This window comes from Halorussus sp. AFM4 (assembly GCF_051194995.1).
Lineage (GTDB): Archaea > Halobacteriota > Halobacteria > Halobacteriales > Haladaptataceae > Halorussus.
In genome coordinates, this window is record NZ_JBNTJT010000002.1 from 176,799 (window position 1) to 191,787 (window position 14,989).

Sequence of the window (14,989 nt, forward strand, 5' to 3'; positions counted from 1 at the left end):
GGCGCTCCGGGGCGGACGTCGGACCGCCTCGTCGGGGCCCGGCCGCATCGGACCTACTCGTAGAGGTCGGTCGAGAGGTAGCGCTCGCCGCCGTCGGGCAGCACCGTCACCACGGTCTCGTCAGGCTGGTCACGTGCGTACCCCGCGGCCGCGGCCACCGCGGCGCCAGCGGAGATACCGACCGCGAGCCCCTCGGTCCGGGCCACCTTCCGGGCCGCCGCCCTTGCGTCGTCGGCCGCGACCGCACGGACCTCGTCGACGAGCTCCCGACGGAGAACGTCGGGGACGAACCCCGGCCCGATGCCCTGGACGTCGTGGCCGTCGGCGCACTGCTCGGAGAGCGTCGGCGACTCGGCGGGTTCGACCGCCACGGTCGTCACGTCGGCGCCCCGCTCCTCCGTCAGGTGCTCGGCGACGCCGGTGATGGTCCCGCCGGTGCCGACGCCGGCGACGAACGCGTCGACCGCGCCGCCGGTCGCGCGCCAGATCTCGGGGCCGGTCGTGCGCCGGTGGGCGCGGGGGTTGGCCGCGTTCTCGAACTGACGGGCCAGCACCGCGTCCTCGCGCTCGCCGGCGAGTTCCTCGGCGCGGCGGTTCGCACCGCCCATCCCCTCGTCGGCCGGCGTGAGTTCGAGGTCGGCGCCCAGGGCCCGGAGCAGCCTGCGGCGCTCCTCTGACATCGACTCGGGCATCGTCAGCACGAGGTCGTAATTGCGAGCTGCGCAGACAGCAGTGAGGCCGATGCCGGTGTTGCCGCTGGTCGACTCCACGACGACCCCGTCGGGGCCGAGGGCGCCGCTGTCCTCGGCGGCGTCGACCATCTCGCGGGCGATGCGGTCCTTCACCGAGTAGGGGTTGGCGGCCTCCACCTTGCCGTAGAGGTTGTCGGCGAACGAATCGAGGGCCAGCAGCGGCGTGTCGCCGACGAGGTCGTCGACCGACTCGGCCGCGTCGACCGCGGACTCGCTGGACGTCGTCATGGACGGGAGTTGCCGCGGTGCCGCGGTAATCGTTGTCTCGCACATCTTCGGCGTGGGGGGAGTGTTACCGGGACCTGTGACGCGGAGGGCAACGGTTTTCGGTCGCCCGTGCGTCCCGCGACGTATGCCAGGCCCCGTCTACCTCTCGGGCGACCGCGTCGAGCTCCGTGTCACCGAGCGCGAGGACGTCGAGTTCATCCAGCGCGCCCGGAGCGACCCTGCCATCCGAACCGCGCTGACCCAGACCGCACCGCAGACCCGCGAACAGGTCGAGGAGTTCTACGAGGAGTTCGTCGCGGCCGACAACGGGGACGCCGACTTCGTCGTGTGCGACGAGGACGGGGACCCGGTCGGCGAGGTGAGCCTCTTCCGGACCGAACACGACCGCGGCGAGGTAGCGTACTGGCTCGTCCCCGAGGCCCGCGGCGAGGGGTACGCCACCGAGGCGGTCTCGCTGCTGCTCGACTACGCGTTCGAGACGAGCGGCCGCCACCGCGTCCACGCCCGCGTCGTGGACTTCAACGAACCGTCGCGGGCGCTGGTCGAACGCCTCGGCTTCACCGAGGAGGGACGCCTCCGCGACCACGTCTTTCTGGAGGGCGAGTACCGCGACGTGGTGCTGTTCGGGCTCCTGCGCGAGGAGTGGCGGGCAGGTCGGGGCGCAGAAGAGCAGAGATAGGCCGGGGAGTGGCCGCGCAGGTGGCGGCTGGCCGCGAGTGACGCGCTCTCCCTTGCGTTCGTTTCGCACGCCGTCGCTGCATTTGAAAGCGCTTTTAAGGGGGGACGAACTACGGAAGGGTACGACCTGCGCGCGGTTGATGATGCTCCTAGCCGCACAGGAATCGACCGGCAGGGGAGCCTGAGCCGACGCGCAGGGAGGTGAACAACCTATGCCAGTGTACGTAAACTTCGACGTCCCAGCCGACCTCCAGGACCGCGCCGTCGAGGCGCTCGAGGTCGCCCGAGACACCGGTACCGTCAAGAAAGGAACCAACGAGACGACCAAGGCCGTCGAGCGCGGCAACGCCGACCTCGTCTACATCGCCGAGGACGTCCAGCCCGAGGAGATCGTGATGCACCTCCCCGAGCTGGCCGACGAGAAGGGCATCCCCTTCGTCTTCGTCGAGACCCAGGACGACATCGGCCACGCCGCCGGCCTCGAAGTCGGCAGCGCCGCCGCCGCGGTCACCGACGCGGGCGAGGCCCAAGACGACGTCGACGACATCGCCGACAAGGTCGAGGAACTCCGCTGAGGTGGTTGAGTCATGAGCGCAGAGGAAACCGAAGAAGAGGGCTCCACGCCCGCCGAAGTGATCGAGATCGTCGGCAAGACGGGGATGCACGGCGAGGCCATGCAGGTCAAGTGCCGCATCCGCGAGGGCGAGAACCAGGGCCGCATCATCACGCGGAACTGCCTCGGCCCCGTCCGCGAGGGCGACGTGCTGCAGCTGCGCGAGACCGCCCGCGAGGCCGACTCCATCGGAGGTCAGTAACCAATGCCCGAGACGCGAGAGTGTGACTTCTGCGGGGACGACATCGAGCCCGGCACCGGGACGATGTTCGTCCGCACCGACGGCAGCACCGTCCACTTCTGCTCGGCGAAGTGCGAGAAGAACGCCGACCTCGGCCGCGAGCCCCGCGACCTCGAGTGGACCGAGGAAGGCGGCGCGGAACACGAGGAGGAGCCATGAGCGAGGCCGAGACCGAGCGCACCTTCGTGATGGTCAAGCCCGACGGCGTCCAGCGCGGCCTGATCGGCGAGATCGTCGGCCGCCTCGAGGACCGCGGCCTGAAGATGGTCGCCGGCAAGTTCATGCAGATCGACCGCGACCTCGCCGAGGAGCACTACGGCGAGCACGAGGACAAGCCGTTCTTCGAGGGCCTGGTCGACTTCATCACCTCCGGCCCCGTCTTCGCGATGGTGTGGGAGGGCCAGGACGCCACCCGCCAGGTCCGCAAGATGATGGGCCAGACCGACCCCGCCGAGTCGGCGCCCGGCACCATCCGGGGCGACTACGGGCTCGACCTGGGCCGCAACGTCATCCACGGCTCGGACCACGAGGACCCCGGCGCGAACGAGCGCGAGATCGACCTGTTCTTCGACGAGGACGAACTGGTCGACTACGAGCGCGTCGACGAGCAGTGGCTGTACGAGTAGCGCCGTAGGCGTCCCTTCTTCGATTCGTTTCCGGTCGCACGGTGACGACCCCGCTAGCCGTCAGTTCCTTGGCGGCGGGCGGCCAACTCGCTCGGCGTGCAGCTGACCGCCCACCGAGGGTTCGGCGACGAGTACCCGGAGAACACCGTCCGGGCCGCCCGCGAGGCGTCCCGGTTCGCCGACGCGGTGGAGATCGACGTCCGGCGGTGCGGCACCGGCGAGCTCGTCGCCTCTCACTGGGAGAACGTGGAACTGGTCACCGACGGCCGCGGCGACGTGACCGACCTCTCGGCCAGCGACCTCGCCGGCCTCCGGGTCGACGGCTCGGACTTCGGCGTCCCCCTGCTGAGCGAGGTGCTGGAGGTGGTCCCGCCCGACGTGGGTCTCACCCTCGACGTCAAGAGCACCGAGGTCGTCGCCGACCTGCTCGCGCTGCTGGAGACCGTCCCTAACGACGTCGTCATCTCGTCGTTCGACCCCGACCCGCTCTGGCGGACCCGGATGCTCGAGGAGTCGATGCCGCTGGCGTACAACTTCGGCCTCCGGCCGGACGCCAACTTCCTCACCGCCGAGACCATCGGCGTCGAGCACGCCAACGTCCACTGGGCGCTGTGCTTCCTCACCGACATCGTCGAGCGCGCTCACGAGGCCGGCATGGACGTCCACGCCTGGCCGGTGGCGACCCGGCCGCTGGCGTGGGCGCTCGACCGCCGGGGCGTGGACGGTATCGTCGCGACCCGACCGCTGGGACGGTCGGCACGGCGGGAGCGCGTCGAGGCCGAGCCCCCGACGGCCGCGACGGAGCGGGGACCGAGTTGACTCCGACTGGCGCGGCCGGCCCGCCACTAACGATTTAGCCGGCAACGCCGAACAGCTGTCCATGGGGGACGATAGCATTTCTTGGCCGTCTCACGCGACCAGCGTCCTGCTCGCGTACCTCAAGGACGGCGAGGACGGCCTCTCGAACGTGGCGGAGGGGATCCATCAGCGCGCCCACGACCGGCCCGGCGAGAAGTTCGGGAAGGCGGAGGCGACCTACCTGCCGCAGTCGCCGGTCCCGCCGACGATGTGGAAGGAGTGCTGCGGCCGGTGCCGGTTCTGGCGCGAGGGGAGTCCGGGCGAGGCCGGGAAGTGCCACGTCGTCGGCCGGAAGGGCGACCGGTTCGGCGGCGAGCACGTCCACCCCAGCGGGTGGTGCAAGCTCTGGATGCCGCCGAAGGGCGAGCCCGCGTTCGCCTGGCTGTTCGAGCAGCTCGACCCGACCGGGGCGGACCTCACCCGCGGGGAGTACCGTCCCCACCCGCGCGAGGCGGCCGACCAGCAGACCATCGACGAGGCGGTCGAGGAGGGTCGGGCACGGGAGAGCGGGTCGGAGGCCGACTGAACGGGAGAATCGGCGGTGTCGTCCGGGCGGCCCGCGCTACCCGTCGAGCGCCCGCTCGGTCCCGCGGACGCTGTCGACGATGACGTCGCCGTCGGGTCGCTCGGCCAGCCAGAACAGCTTGTACGCGTCGGTCACCTCGTCGAGGGTCACCTCCGGGACGTCGCTCGGGACGACCGTCCGGGTCGTCCACCGGAAGACGGCGTCGCGGGCCTTCTCGTCGGCCTGGTCGGGCGAGAGTTCGCTGGGCAGCACCAGCGCGTCCTCGACGGTCCGGGTCTCGAACGACGGGCGGTCGTCTGCCCGGAGCGCGAGGCGGCGCGAGCAGTCGACGCTGACCACCCGGCGGCGCTCGTCGGGCGACAGCAGCGGCCGGGGGATCTCGACGGTCGCCTCGTACACCCGGTACGGGTAGGCCACCGCGCCGACCCGGCCGGTCGACTCGACCTCGTCGCGGCCGACCGCAGGGGTGACGACCGGGAGGTCGACCCGCTCGTGGCGCTCGCCGACCATCGGGTGGTCCGCGGCGGTCTCACTCTCGCCGGACGCGTCTTCGTCGGTCTCGCTCCGCGGGGAGTCGGCCGGCGCCACCGCGGACGCGGGGTCGTCAGCGCTCATCGTCGTCCCAGTAGCCCGACGCCGCGACGTGCGCGCGGATGTTGTCGGCCTCGGTCACGACCTTCGGGTCGGTGTCGCCGTCGAGCCCCCCGTCGGTGGCGTAATCGGGCGCGCCGTCGCCGTCGCCGGCGACGACCGCGGAGAACGGCTTGTCGAACACGTCGAAGTGGTCGTCGACGTCGCTCGGGGGCTCGGTCAGCAGCGACACCACGACCAGCGTCACCACCGACAGGACGAACGCGGGGAACAGCCCGTACACGGTGACGAGCCCGTACCAGAACTCCGCGGACTCGGGCGGCATCAGTCCGACCGCCCCGAGCACCGTCGGCAGCTGGGTCCAGAGGATCATGGTACTCGCGCCGACGATCATGCTGGCGATCGACCCCTCGGCGGTCACGCGCTTCCACCAGAGGGTGGCGATGACCGTCGGGCCGATGGCCGCGCCGAGACCGCCCCAGGCGTAGTCGAGGACCAGCGTGTAGATGGGCGTGTTCTTCGCGAGGTAGGCGAACGCCACGCTGGCGGCGCCGAGCCCGAAGGTGACGTACCGCGAGTAGCGCACGAGCTCCGCCTCGCTGGCGTCGCGGTCGAGGAAGCCGTGGTAGACGTCCTCGACGACGGCGCTGGTTGCGACCAGCAGCTGGGAGTCGGCGCTCGACATCATGGCGGCGAGCGCGGCCGCGAGCACGATGCCGGCGACCGCGCCCGGAAGCAGTTCGAGCGTCAGCCGGGGCATCGCGTTGTCGGCGTTCGCGATACTGGCCTCGCCGAACATGGCGATGGCGTAGAGGCCGACGAGCGCCGCGCCGATGTACGCGACGAACATGAACAGCTGGGCGACCAGCGCGGCGAGCCGAACGTTCTCCACGCGGTCGATGCCCATGAACCGCACCATCACGTGGGGGTTGCCGGGGACGCCGAGGCCGATAGCCGCGTAGCCGAGGACGGCGAAGACGGCCGCCCAGCCCGTCGCGCCGCCGGTGATGCTGGTCAGCGATCCGCCGGCGGTGGCCGCCACCTCGTCGAACGGCAGCCCCATGTTGGTGAAGGCGATGACGGGCAGGGCGATGAACGCCGCCAGGATGATGGCGCCCTGGAAGTAGTCGGACCACGCCACGGCGAAGTACCCGCCGAGGAACGTGTAGCCGATGACGATGACGCCCCCGACCACGATGCCGACCCACGGCTCGATGCCGGTCAGCACCTGGAGCAGGGTCCCGGCGGCGACGATCTGGGCGCCGACGTACCCGCCCTCGAATAGCATGAGGATGACGGCCGAGACGGCCTTCACCCGGCCGGTGTCGTCGCCCAGCCGGGTCTCGAAGAACGTCGGCAGCGTGACCGACCGGACGAGTTCGGTGTACTTCCGGAGGCGCTTGGCGATGGCCGCCCACGCGAACAGGTCGGCCGGCACCATCCCTAGCCCGTTGAGGAACGCGATGATGCCGGCGTTGTAGGCGTTCGCCGGCACCCCGAGCGTGAGCCACCCGCTCATCTCGGAGGCCCGCTCGGAGAACCCGGTCACGACCGGGCCGATCTGGCGGCCGCCGATGACGTAGTCGCCGACCGAGTCCATGAACCGCGAGGAGTAGAGGCCGATGCCGAGCAGCACCACCAGGTAGAGGGTGAAGGTCCCGAGGACCCAGACGCCGGCATCGCCGGCGATGCCGCCGCTACCTTGCATGCTCCACCTCCTCCTCGTAGCGCTCCCGGAGCCGTCGTTCGCGCCGCCCCTCCAGGACGTAGTACGCGATCAGCATGACGAAGAAGACGGCGTACGGTCCGACCAGACCGAGCCAGTCGACGGTGCTCATGGCAGGCATTGTCGGTGGAACCGTAGACAAATATCACGTAAATTTATTTCGGTATCGGAACGCGGTATCCGACCGACGGCGCGCCTTCCCGGCGTCGAAGGCCCGGCCTCGGCCGGGCTTTTATACCGTCTCCGGGCCCGAAACAACCGTTTCCAACGCACGTCGCGTGGAACGGTCGTTTTACGTGCGGAACGCGACACCTCCGTTCATGGACCTCGATGCCACGCGGCGCGCCCTCGTGGCCGCCATCGTCGGCGGCGGCGCGGTCGGCGGGTCGCTCTCGCCGGTCCGGGGGTACCTCGACCGGTTCGCGCCGCTCTCCGGGGCTGCGTGGCGGGACGCGACCGACCGGACCGACCGGCGGGTCGAGAGCCCCTACGGGCCCGCCGAGGTGCGCTACGACGACCACGGCACGGCCCACGTCGAGGGCGGCGACGAGCGGGCGCTCTACTTCGCGGTCGGGTACGCCCAGGCCGCCGACCGGCTGTTCCAGATGGACCTCCAGCGTCGGGTGATGCGCGGTGAGCTCTCGGCGGTCGTCGGCGAGCGCGCGCTCGACTCCGACGAGTTCCACGTCAAGATGGACTTCGCGGGCGGCGCGGCGGCGAACCTTGACGTGCTCGAAGGCACCTCGACCATGGCGGCCGTCGAGGCGTTCGCGGACGGCGTCAACGCCTGCCGGGAGCGGGAGGCGCTGCCGCTGGAGTTCGGCCTGCTCGACTACGAGCCCGACCCGTGGACCCCCGCCGACACGATGCTGATGGAGCAGCAGATCTCGTGGGGGCTGACCGGGAGCTTCTGGACGCTGCGGCGGGAGCGACTCGCCCGGAAGCTCGGCGCCGACGCCGCCGAGGAACTCTACCCCTTCCGGATGGACCACGATTCGCCCATCATCAGAAACGGAAGCGAGACCGGTCCCACCGCTTCCAGCGCCGGGTCCCGTCGGACCGTCACGCCCCGGGGCGATGTCGGGGCCGGCGCCCTCCTCGACTGGGTCGGCGAGTTCGAGCGCCCGCCGGGCGTGGGGTCGAACAGCTGGGTCGTCTCGGGGACCCAGACCGCCAGCGGGAAGCCCATCGTCGCCAACGACCCGCACCTCTCGCTGATGGCGCCGCCGGTCTGGTACGAGATGAACCTCCGGACCGACGACGTGAGCGTCCGCGGGGTCACCTTTCCGGGCGTGCCGTTCGTCGTCATCGGCGAGAACGACGCCGGCGCCTGGGGGTTCACCAACGCCGGCGCCGACGTCATCGACTTCTACCGCTACGAGACCGACGACGCGGGCGACCGCTACCGGTACGAGGGCGAGTGGCGGGAGTTCGACACCGAAGAGCGGACCATTCGAGTCAGCGGCGGCGACGACCGGACGGTCACGGTCCGGAAGACGGTCCACGGCCCGGTCCTCGAACGCGAGGGCCAGCGCGTGGGCGTCGCGTGGACCGGCCTCACGGCGACTCGCACCTCGCGAGCGATCCACCTGTACAGCGAGTCCGGCGGGATGGACGACTTCCTCGACGCGACCCGGAAGATGGACCTGCCGACCCAGAACGTCGTTTACGCCGACCGGGACGGCAACACGCTCTACTACGTGACCGGGAAGATCCCGATTCGCACGGTCGACGCCGCCGAGCGAAGCTCGGCGAGCAATCGGCAGTCGGAGAGTGCCGACGACGGCGAGGAGGTCTGGGGCACCCGCGTCTTCGACGGGTCGGCGGGCGAGGCCGAGTGGGAGGGGTTCGAGCCGTTCGGCGTCTCCTCCTGGGAGGGGTTCGTCCCCTTCGAGGAGAAGCCCCACGTCGTCAACCCCGACTACCTGGGCACCGCGAACCAGCGCATCGCCGACGACCCGGCCCACTACATCGGAGAGCACTACGCCACGCCGTATCGCGGCCAGCGCCTCTACGACCTGCTCGACCGGCGGGCCGCCTCGGGGAAGCCGATGGACCCCCAGTTCGTGCGCAGAGTCCAGCGCGACGCGAAGTCGGCCCGCGCCGAGCAGTTGCGCGAGGAACTGGTGTCGGTCGCGGAGGGCCGCGACGACCTCGGCGACGCCGCAGACCTGTTCCGGAACTGGGACGCCCGGATGACCCGCGACTCCCGGGCCGCGCTCCTCTTCGTCAGGTGGTTCGAGCAGTTCCGCCGGGAGACGTTCGGCGACGAGTTCGAGGCGGCGGGCCTCGACGAGTCGTACTACCCGAACGACTGGGTGCTGGCGACCCTGCCCGCGGACAGCCGGTGGTTCGGCGACGCGGGCCGCGAGGCGGTGATGGCCCGGGCGCTCCGGAAGGCGCTCGACGAGGTCGACGCGGGCGCGACCTACGGCGACTACAACACCACCGCGGCCATCACCCACCCGTTCGACCAGCCGTTCCTCAACTACCCGGCGTACCCGACCGACGGGTCGGCCTACACGCTCAACAACTACCGCAGGGAGTCGGCGGTCGGCAGCAGCTGGCGGATGGTCTGCCCGCTGGCCGAGCGCGAGCAGTCGGTCTGCGTCCTGCCGGGCGGCAACTCCGGGGAGTACTTCTCGGACCACTACGCCGACCAGCTCCGGCTCTGGGCCGACGGGAAGTACAAGCCGATGAGCCGCGACCTCGCGGGCGAGACCGCAATCACCTTCGAGCCGGAGGGCGACCGATGAGCGGGAGCCAGGGGGTCCGCGACGACCGCGTCGCGGGCCCGGACGACCCCGACTCGGCCGGAGGTGACCGCGGTGCGGTGTCGACCGCGCTGGCCGAGATACGAGGCGACGCCAGGGCCAGGCGGGCCGCGCTGGTCGCCGGCGCCGTCGCGGGCCTGGCCGCCGCGCGGGTCCACTGGTACGGGCTCCTCCTCGGCGGGGCGCTGGTGGGCCTGGTCTCGCGGGACGTCAAGCGCGGCCTGCTCGCCGGGGTCGGCTTCGGACTGCTCGCGTGGGCGGTCTTCGCCGGCCTCGTGGCGTCGACAGGCGGCCTCGGCGCCTACCTCGCGACGGGCCGGCTGTTCTACCTGAGCGTCGGGATTCCGGTCGGCCTGGCGGCGCTCGGGTCGCTGGTCCGGGGCGTCGTCTGAGAGGGCTCTAGCCGCGCGTCGTGCTGCGACCGTTCACTCCTCGACGTCGACGGGGGTTAGAGCAGGGCGTACCCGACGTCCTGCGCGAAGTTGGCGACGGCGCCGAGCACCACCGGGAGCAGCGAGACCCAGACGGGGAGTAATCGAGGCGACCCGGAGGCTACTCCCGCTCGACGTCCGCCTCCTGCTGGGCCTCGTCCTGCAGTTCCGTCCGGCGGATTTTCCCGGTCACCGTCTTCGGGAGGTCGTCGACGAACTCGATCTCGCGGGGGTACTCGTGGGCCGAGAGTTCGTCGCGGACGTGCGTCCTGATGTCCTCCGCGAGGTCGTCGGACGGGTCGGCGCCCTCGCTCGGCACGACGTAGGCCTTCACGATGTTGCCCCGCTCGCGGTCGGGCTTCGGGACGACCGCGGCCTCCGCGACCGCCTGATGCTCGCCGAGCGAGCTCTCGACCTCGAACGGGCCGATGCGGTAGCCCGACGAGATGATGACGTCGTCGGCCCGGCCCTCGAACCAGAAGTAGCCGTCCTCGTCCTTCCGGGCCAGGTCGCCCGAGAGGTACCACTCCCCGTCCGGCCCGTCCACGAAGCACGCCGCGGTCTGCTCGGGCTTCTCCCAGTACTCGGCGAAGAAACACGGGTAGTCGCCGCGCTGGGCGATCTCGCCCGTCTCGCCAGGGTCCATCGGTTCGCCGGTCTCGGAGTCCACGACGTCGGCCTCGATGCCCGGCAGCGGCTTGCCCATGCTCCCCGGCCGGAGCTCCATCGTCGGGTAGTTGTTGATGATCATGTTGCCCGTCTCGGTCTGGCCGTAGGTGTCGTGGATGGTGACGCCCAGCGTCTCCTCGCCCCAGTCGACCACGCCGCCCGAGAGCGGCTCGCCGATGGAGAGCGCGTGCCGGAGGTCGAGGTCGACGTCAGCCAGCACCGCCTCGTTCTCCCGGAGCATCCGATACGCCGTGGGGACGCTGAACAGCACCGTTATCGGGTGCTCGTCGAGCAGATCGGCCCACGTCTCGGCGTCGAACTCGCCCTCGTAGGTGAACAGCGACGCGCCCCAGAACCACGCGCCGAGGGTGTTGATGGGCCCGGTGAGCCACCCGAGGTCGGCGGTCGACCAGTAGAGGTCGCCCGGCTGGAGGTCCACCGCGTACCGCTGGGTGGCCGCGACGCCGGCGACCCACCGCTGCTTGTGGAGCACGCCCTTCGCCGGCCCGGTCGTTCCGCTGGTGTAGTAGAGCAGCGCGTCGTCCTCGCCCCCGGTCCGGACCGGTTCGTACTCCGGACTGGCCTCGTCCAACGCGTCGCCGAAGTGCACGTCGTCTCCTGCGACTCGCCCGTCGGTCCGGCTATCGCCGCGGTCCACCGTGATCACGTGCTCGACCGACGGCGCGTCGTCGAGCGCCTCGCCCACCGTCTCCCGGTTGTCGCTGGTCGTCACGACGACCGACGCGTCGCAGTCGTCGAGGCGGTAGGAGATGCCGTCCGGGCCGAACCGCTCGTTGACGCCGCCGAACACCGCGCCGCGCTTGAGCGTCCCGACCAGCGCGACGTAGTGCTCAGGGATGCGGGGCATGTACGAGAACACCCGGTCCCCGCGGTCGACGCCGAGGTCCTCGAGGACGTCGGCGAACCGGCCGGACCGGTCGGCGAGTTCGCGGAACGTCACCTCCGTGAGGTCCCCGTCCTCGCTCACCTGGTGGAGCGCGACCTGTTCACCGTCCTCAGCGTGGCGGTCACAGACCTCGTGACCGACGTTGAGTTCCGCGGGCGCGTCCCAGTCGGCCTCGGCGTAGATGTCGTCCCACGAGAACGATTCGCGCATCTCGTCGTAGTCGGCGAGGTTGTGGCTGTCTGGCATACCGAAACGGCTACTTCGGCGAGCGGAATAACGGTACCGTCGCGTTCCAGTCGCAAAAGATAACGTCCCCGAGGGGTGGCCGTCAGTCCAGTCGCCGCATCTGCTCGCGGTGCAGCGTCACGATGAGGTCCGAGAGAACCCCGAACATCAACAGCTGCACGCCGAACAGGATGCCGAACGCCGCGACGACCGCCAGTACCTCGTGAGACGTCCGCGGCGGCACGAACCACTCGTACCCGACGTAGGCCGCGACGCCGACGCCGAACAGCCCGCTCAGTACGCCGACGCTCCCGAAGTAGAAGAGGGGGTTGCTCGTCTTCGCCAGCTGGTAGAGCGTGAGCAGGATGACCCCGCCGTCCCGGATCGGGTGGAGGTTGGTGTCCGACCCGTTGGGCCGGGCCTCGTACCGGATGGGGACCACCGTCGTGGGCACGTCGTGCTTGACGCACTCGACAGCCATCTCGGTCTCGACGCCGAACCCGTCGGCGTCGAGGTAGAAGTTCTCCACCGACTCGCGGGTGAACGCCCGGTAGCCGCTCAGGATGTCCTCGAAGTCCTTGCCGTGGACCCACCTGAACACCCGGTTGAACAGCCCGTTGCCGAACTGGTTGAGCCGGCTCATCGCGCCCTCCTCCATGTCGGCGAAGCGGTTGCCGATGACGTGCTCGTACCGCCCGTCCAGGAGTGGTTCGAGCATGACGTCGGCGTCCTCCGGCCGATAGGTCCCGTCGCCGTCGAGCATCAGCACGTACTCGGCGTCGATGTGCCGGACCGCCTCCCGGATCGCCTGTCCCTTCCCGGTGCCGGACTGCTGGATCACGCGCGCGCCGTGCTCGCGAGCCTCGTCCGTCGTCCCGTCGGTCGAGTTCCCGTCGACGACGAGGACGTTGTCGAATCCGCGACTCGTGAACCCGTCGATCACGTCGCCGATGGTCTCGGCCTCGTTCAGCGTCGGGATGAGCACGCAGACGTCCTCGCGGTCGGCCATTAGGAGTGGGTGGTCACCACGAGCGCAAAAGGCTTTCCAACCGTCCGCTGACCGACCCGCCTGGACGACTCCGCCGCGTCGGAGGTTCCGCGGGCCGTTCAACTCAGTTCCGTCTCCCGATTATCAGCCGTGAAAATGGACGAATGCTATATATATCGGTAGTGGTACGTCATCAGTGGGAAAGTTCCCGAACGCAATACGGTACGAAGGATGATAGGAAAATATCTCTCAGCGGCAACAGATCGAATCGAGGGCGCGGTAAACGACCGTGGTCAAGTGGGTATCGGCACGCTGATCGTGTTCATCGCGATGGTGCTGGTCGCGGCGATCGCGGCGGGCGTGCTCATCAACACGGCCGGCTTCCTCCAGACTAAGAGTGAACAGACGGGTCAGGAGAGCAGTGCGCAGGTCTCGAACCGCGTGCAGGTTGTGAGCGGGTTCGGTGAAGTGACGAACAACGAGAGGGTCAGTCACATCAACCTGACGGTGATGCGCGGTTCCGGTTCCGACGACATCAACCTCTCGGCGGCCACTATCGAGTGGATCGGCCCCAACAAGGCCACGACGCTGACCGAGGCTAACTGGGGTAAATCCATTGTCAACAGTTCGTCAGAATCTAATGACGGTGACGGGTCTCCTGACGCAGGCACGAAGCCGTACTTCAACGTCTCGGCCATCAAGGACCCGTCCGATTCGGTGCCCGTCATCGACGAGCAGGACGATCGGCTGAAGATTTCACTCGACACCCTCGCAATTGCGGGCACCAACCTCGGTGAAGGATCCGAGGTCAAACTCAAGATAACAACTCAGTACGGGGCAGTCACCCTCTACCGGGCCAACGTTCCCCAGTCGCTCTCTCAAGAGAACGCAGTGAGCGTCTAGCGCGACGGGCCTTCCTCTCACGTCCCGGCCGTTTTTCTTTTTTCGCCGCGCCGGCTCGACGAGTGACCAACAGTGTGTTATAGTCCGGTTCCATACCCGGTCGTATGAACGCTCTCGTCGCCGCTGCCGGGGCGCTCGTGGCCGCCACGGCGCTGCCGTACCTCGCGTTCCTGACGCTCTACGCGCTGGTCCGGCCGAGCGGGTCGCCCGCGGAGAAGCGCGAAGACGAGCCGACGGTCAGCATCGTCCTCCCGACGTACAACGAGTCGGGGATCATCGAGAAGAAACTCGACGACGTCGTCTCGCTCGACTACCCGATGGAGAAGGTCGAACTGGTCGTCGTCGACTCCAGCGACGACGAGACGCCGGACATCATCGAGGAGTACTTCGCCGACCGCGAGCACCCCGACCTGAACCTCATCCGCGAGACCGAGCGCCGGGGGCTCGCGCCCGCGCTCAACGACGCGTACGCCGCGGCCGACAACGAGATGGTCGTCAAGACCGACTGCGACTCCTACGTCGCCGACGACGCGCTCCGGGAGGCGGCCGCCAACCTCGCCGACCCGGACGTGGCGGCGGTCACGGGCCAGAACGCCGAGGTCCTGGGCGGGAGCGAGGTCGAGGCCGGCTACCGGGGCGTCCAGGCCCACATCCAGACGCTGGAGTCGCACCTCGACTCGACGCTCATCTTCCACGGCCCGTTCTCGGCGTTCGAGAACGACGCCATCGTCCCCATCGACCCGAACTCGCTGGCCGACGACACCGAACTCGCGCTCAAGATCCGCCGGGCCGGCGACCGCGTGCTGTTCGACCCCGCGGTCCGGTACAAGGAGGCCTCTCACTCGGACTTCGGCAAGCGACGGCTCCAGAAGGACCGCCGCGGGATGGGTCTCATCCGCCTGCTCGCCCAGCACCGCGACGCGCTCGGAAGGTACGGCAAGTACGGCAAGGTCGTCCTGCCGTTCAACTGGTGGTTCATGATCGTCTCGCCCTGGCTGGTGGCGCTCGACGTGCTCGTCGTCACGGCGGCCGGCGTCTCGGTCGCGGGTGCGGCGGGGCTCGCGGTCCCGGCCGCGCTGGCGGGCTTCGTCTGGCTCGGGCAGAAGGACCTGCTCGGCCCGCTCCAGGCGGTCTACGCCGTCTTCGACTCGCAGGTGTCGCTGCTGCACGCGAGCGTCGAACTCCTCCGCGGGAAGGGCGACGGCACGTGGGAAGTCGACGAGGAACTGCGGGAAGCGTTCGAGTGAGGACTC

Annotated in this window: 17 protein-coding genes; 11 read left to right on the forward strand and 6 right to left on the reverse strand. The window is 69.6% G+C overall.

All coding sequences use genetic code 11. The annotated features are described in order from the left end of the window. Nucleotides 1-53 precede the first annotated feature (53 nt). Nucleotides 54-980, reverse strand: coding sequence for a cysteine synthase A (gene cysK / locus ACQUQF_RS09165; RefSeq protein WP_435177994.1), 927 nt, complete (start codon nt 978-980; stop codon nt 54-56). A 124-nt stretch (nt 981-1,104) separates the two neighbouring features. On the opposite strand from cysK, the gene ACQUQF_RS09170 reads away from it, so the two are divergent. The 7 genes from ACQUQF_RS09170 (at nt 1,105) to ACQUQF_RS09200 (ending at nt 4,522) form a co-directional block, all read left to right on the forward strand. Next, nucleotides 1,105-1,659, forward strand: coding sequence for a GNAT family N-acetyltransferase (locus tag ACQUQF_RS09170; RefSeq protein WP_435177996.1), 555 nt, complete (start codon nt 1,105-1,107; stop codon nt 1,657-1,659). A 211-nt stretch (nt 1,660-1,870) separates the two neighbouring features. Next, entirely contained in the window at nt 1,871-2,233 is a 363-nt protein-coding gene (gene rpl7ae, locus ACQUQF_RS09175) for a 50S ribosomal protein L7Ae (RefSeq protein ID WP_115796087.1), read from the forward strand. 12 nt (nt 2,234-2,245) lie between these two features. Continuing rightward, nucleotides 2,246-2,473, forward strand: coding sequence for a 30S ribosomal protein S28e (locus tag ACQUQF_RS09180; protein WP_115796086.1), 228 nt, complete (start codon nt 2,246-2,248; stop codon nt 2,471-2,473). A 3-nt stretch (nt 2,474-2,476) separates the two neighbouring features. Continuing rightward, nucleotides 2,477-2,671 carry a 50S ribosomal protein L24e gene (locus ACQUQF_RS09185; protein ID WP_435177999.1) on the forward strand — a complete coding sequence of 65 codons (195 nt, stop codon included), beginning with the start codon at nt 2,477-2,479 and terminating at the stop codon, nt 2,669-2,671. Then, nucleotides 2,668-3,138: a nucleoside-diphosphate kinase gene (gene ndk / locus ACQUQF_RS09190; RefSeq protein WP_435178001.1), complete on the forward strand. Its 471-nt coding sequence runs from the start codon at nt 2,668-2,670 to the stop codon at nt 3,136-3,138. The genes ACQUQF_RS09185 and ndk overlap by 4 nt, the downstream gene beginning before the upstream one ends. Nucleotides 3,139-3,234: 96 nt before the next feature. Further along, entirely contained in the window at nt 3,235-3,957 is a 723-nt protein-coding gene (locus ACQUQF_RS09195; protein WP_435178003.1) for a glycerophosphodiester phosphodiesterase, read from the forward strand. A gap of 61 nt (nt 3,958-4,018) precedes the next feature. Beyond that, nucleotides 4,019-4,522: a high-potential iron-sulfur protein gene (locus tag ACQUQF_RS09200; RefSeq protein ID WP_435178005.1), complete on the forward strand. Its 504-nt coding sequence runs from the start codon at nt 4,019-4,021 to the stop codon at nt 4,520-4,522. Nucleotides 4,523-4,558: 36 nt separating this feature from the next. On the opposite strand, the gene ACQUQF_RS09205 is transcribed toward ACQUQF_RS09200, so the two are convergent. From ACQUQF_RS09205 to ACQUQF_RS09215, 3 genes are all read right to left on the reverse strand, one after another. Next, nucleotides 4,559-5,032: a hypothetical protein gene (locus ACQUQF_RS09205; RefSeq protein ID WP_435179510.1), complete on the reverse strand. Its 474-nt coding sequence runs from the start codon at nt 5,030-5,032 to the stop codon at nt 4,559-4,561. A 94-nt stretch (nt 5,033-5,126) separates the two neighbouring features. Further along, entirely contained in the window at nt 5,127-6,821 is a 1,695-nt protein-coding gene (locus tag ACQUQF_RS09210; protein ID WP_435178007.1) for a sodium/proline symporter, read from the reverse strand. After that, nucleotides 6,811-6,960, reverse strand: a complete 150-nt coding sequence (locus ACQUQF_RS09215) for a hypothetical protein (protein WP_435178008.1) — start codon at nt 6,958-6,960, stop codon at nt 6,811-6,813. Before ACQUQF_RS09215 ends, ACQUQF_RS09210 begins: the two co-directional genes overlap by 11 nt. Before the next feature lie 199 nt (nt 6,961-7,159). Between ACQUQF_RS09215 and ACQUQF_RS09220 the strand changes: the two genes are divergently transcribed. Next, on the forward strand, nt 7,160-9,595 hold the full coding sequence (locus ACQUQF_RS09220; RefSeq protein WP_435178010.1) for a penicillin acylase family protein: 2,436 nt from the start codon (nt 7,160-7,162) through the stop codon (nt 9,593-9,595). Next, complete coding sequence (locus tag ACQUQF_RS09225) at nt 9,592-10,005, forward strand: hypothetical protein (RefSeq protein WP_435178012.1); 414 nt, start codon at nt 9,592-9,594, stop codon at nt 10,003-10,005. Before ACQUQF_RS09220 ends, ACQUQF_RS09225 begins: the two co-directional genes overlap by 4 nt. Nucleotides 10,006-10,165: 160 nt before the next feature. Here the strand turns inward: ACQUQF_RS09225 and ACQUQF_RS09230 are convergent, their stop codons facing one another. Then, the gene (locus tag ACQUQF_RS09230; RefSeq protein ID WP_435178014.1) at nt 10,166-11,866 is read right to left on the reverse strand and encodes an acyl-CoA synthetase; all 1,701 of its coding nucleotides are present in this window, start codon (nt 11,864-11,866) and stop codon (nt 10,166-10,168) included. 82 nt (nt 11,867-11,948) lie between these two features. After that, on the reverse strand, nt 11,949-12,854 hold the full coding sequence (aglJ, locus tag ACQUQF_RS09235; RefSeq protein WP_435178016.1) for an S-layer glycoprotein N-glycosyltransferase AglJ: 906 nt from the start codon (nt 12,852-12,854) through the stop codon (nt 11,949-11,951). Between the two features lie 210 nt (nt 12,855-13,064). On the opposite strand from aglJ, the gene ACQUQF_RS09240 reads away from it, so the two are divergent. Both ACQUQF_RS09240 and ACQUQF_RS09245 read left to right on the forward strand, forming a co-directional pair. Then, on the forward strand, nt 13,065-13,736 hold the full coding sequence (locus tag ACQUQF_RS09240; RefSeq protein ID WP_435178018.1) for an archaellin/type IV pilin N-terminal domain-containing protein: 672 nt from the start codon (nt 13,065-13,067) through the stop codon (nt 13,734-13,736). A 104-nt stretch (nt 13,737-13,840) separates the two neighbouring features. Then, nucleotides 13,841-14,983 (forward strand): glycosyltransferase, encoded by a 1,143-nt coding sequence (locus tag ACQUQF_RS09245; RefSeq protein ID WP_435178020.1) that lies wholly within the window; start codon nt 13,841-13,843, stop codon nt 14,981-14,983. Nucleotides 14,984-14,989: the final 6 nt, after the last annotated feature.

What these genes read in the sequence shown, in the direction of transcription:
- ACQUQF_RS09225 (WP_435178012.1), top strand. Translation starts at nt 9,592, where the DNA reads ATGAGCGGGAGCCAGGGGGTCCGCGACGACCGCGTCGCGGGCCCGGAC.
- ACQUQF_RS09200 (WP_435178005.1), top strand. Translation starts at nt 4,019, where the DNA reads ATGGGGGACGATAGCATTTCTTGGCCGTCTCACGCGACCAGCGTCCTG.
- ACQUQF_RS09170 (WP_435177996.1), top strand. Translation starts at nt 1,105, where the DNA reads ATGCCAGGCCCCGTCTACCTCTCGGGCGACCGCGTCGAGCTCCGTGTC.
- ACQUQF_RS09215 (WP_435178008.1), bottom strand. Translation starts at nt 6,960, where the DNA reads ATGCCTGCCATGAGCACCGTCGACTGGCTCGGTCTGGTCGGACCGTAC.
- ACQUQF_RS09240 (WP_435178018.1), top strand. Translation starts at nt 13,065, where the DNA reads ATGATAGGAAAATATCTCTCAGCGGCAACAGATCGAATCGAGGGCGCG.
- ACQUQF_RS09180 (WP_115796086.1), top strand. Translation starts at nt 2,246, where the DNA reads ATGAGCGCAGAGGAAACCGAAGAAGAGGGCTCCACGCCCGCCGAAGTG.
- ndk (WP_435178001.1), top strand. Translation starts at nt 2,668, where the DNA reads ATGAGCGAGGCCGAGACCGAGCGCACCTTCGTGATGGTCAAGCCCGAC.
- ACQUQF_RS09205 (WP_435179510.1), bottom strand. Translation starts at nt 5,032, where the DNA reads ATGGTCGGCGAGCGCCACGAGCGGGTCGACCTCCCGGTCGTCACCCCT.
- aglJ (WP_435178016.1), bottom strand. Translation starts at nt 12,854, where the DNA reads ATGGCCGACCGCGAGGACGTCTGCGTGCTCATCCCGACGCTGAACGAG.
- ACQUQF_RS09210 (WP_435178007.1), bottom strand. Translation starts at nt 6,821, where the DNA reads ATGCAAGGTAGCGGCGGCATCGCCGGCGATGCCGGCGTCTGGGTCCTC.
- ACQUQF_RS09230 (WP_435178014.1), bottom strand. Translation starts at nt 11,866, where the DNA reads ATGCCAGACAGCCACAACCTCGCCGACTACGACGAGATGCGCGAATCG.
- ACQUQF_RS09185 (WP_435177999.1), top strand. Translation starts at nt 2,477, where the DNA reads ATGCCCGAGACGCGAGAGTGTGACTTCTGCGGGGACGACATCGAGCCC.
- ACQUQF_RS09245 (WP_435178020.1), top strand. Translation starts at nt 13,841, where the DNA reads ATGAACGCTCTCGTCGCCGCTGCCGGGGCGCTCGTGGCCGCCACGGCG.
- rpl7ae (WP_115796087.1), top strand. Translation starts at nt 1,871, where the DNA reads ATGCCAGTGTACGTAAACTTCGACGTCCCAGCCGACCTCCAGGACCGC.
- cysK (WP_435177994.1), bottom strand. Translation starts at nt 980, where the DNA reads ATGACGACGTCCAGCGAGTCCGCGGTCGACGCGGCCGAGTCGGTCGAC.
- ACQUQF_RS09220 (WP_435178010.1), top strand. Translation starts at nt 7,160, where the DNA reads ATGGACCTCGATGCCACGCGGCGCGCCCTCGTGGCCGCCATCGTCGGC.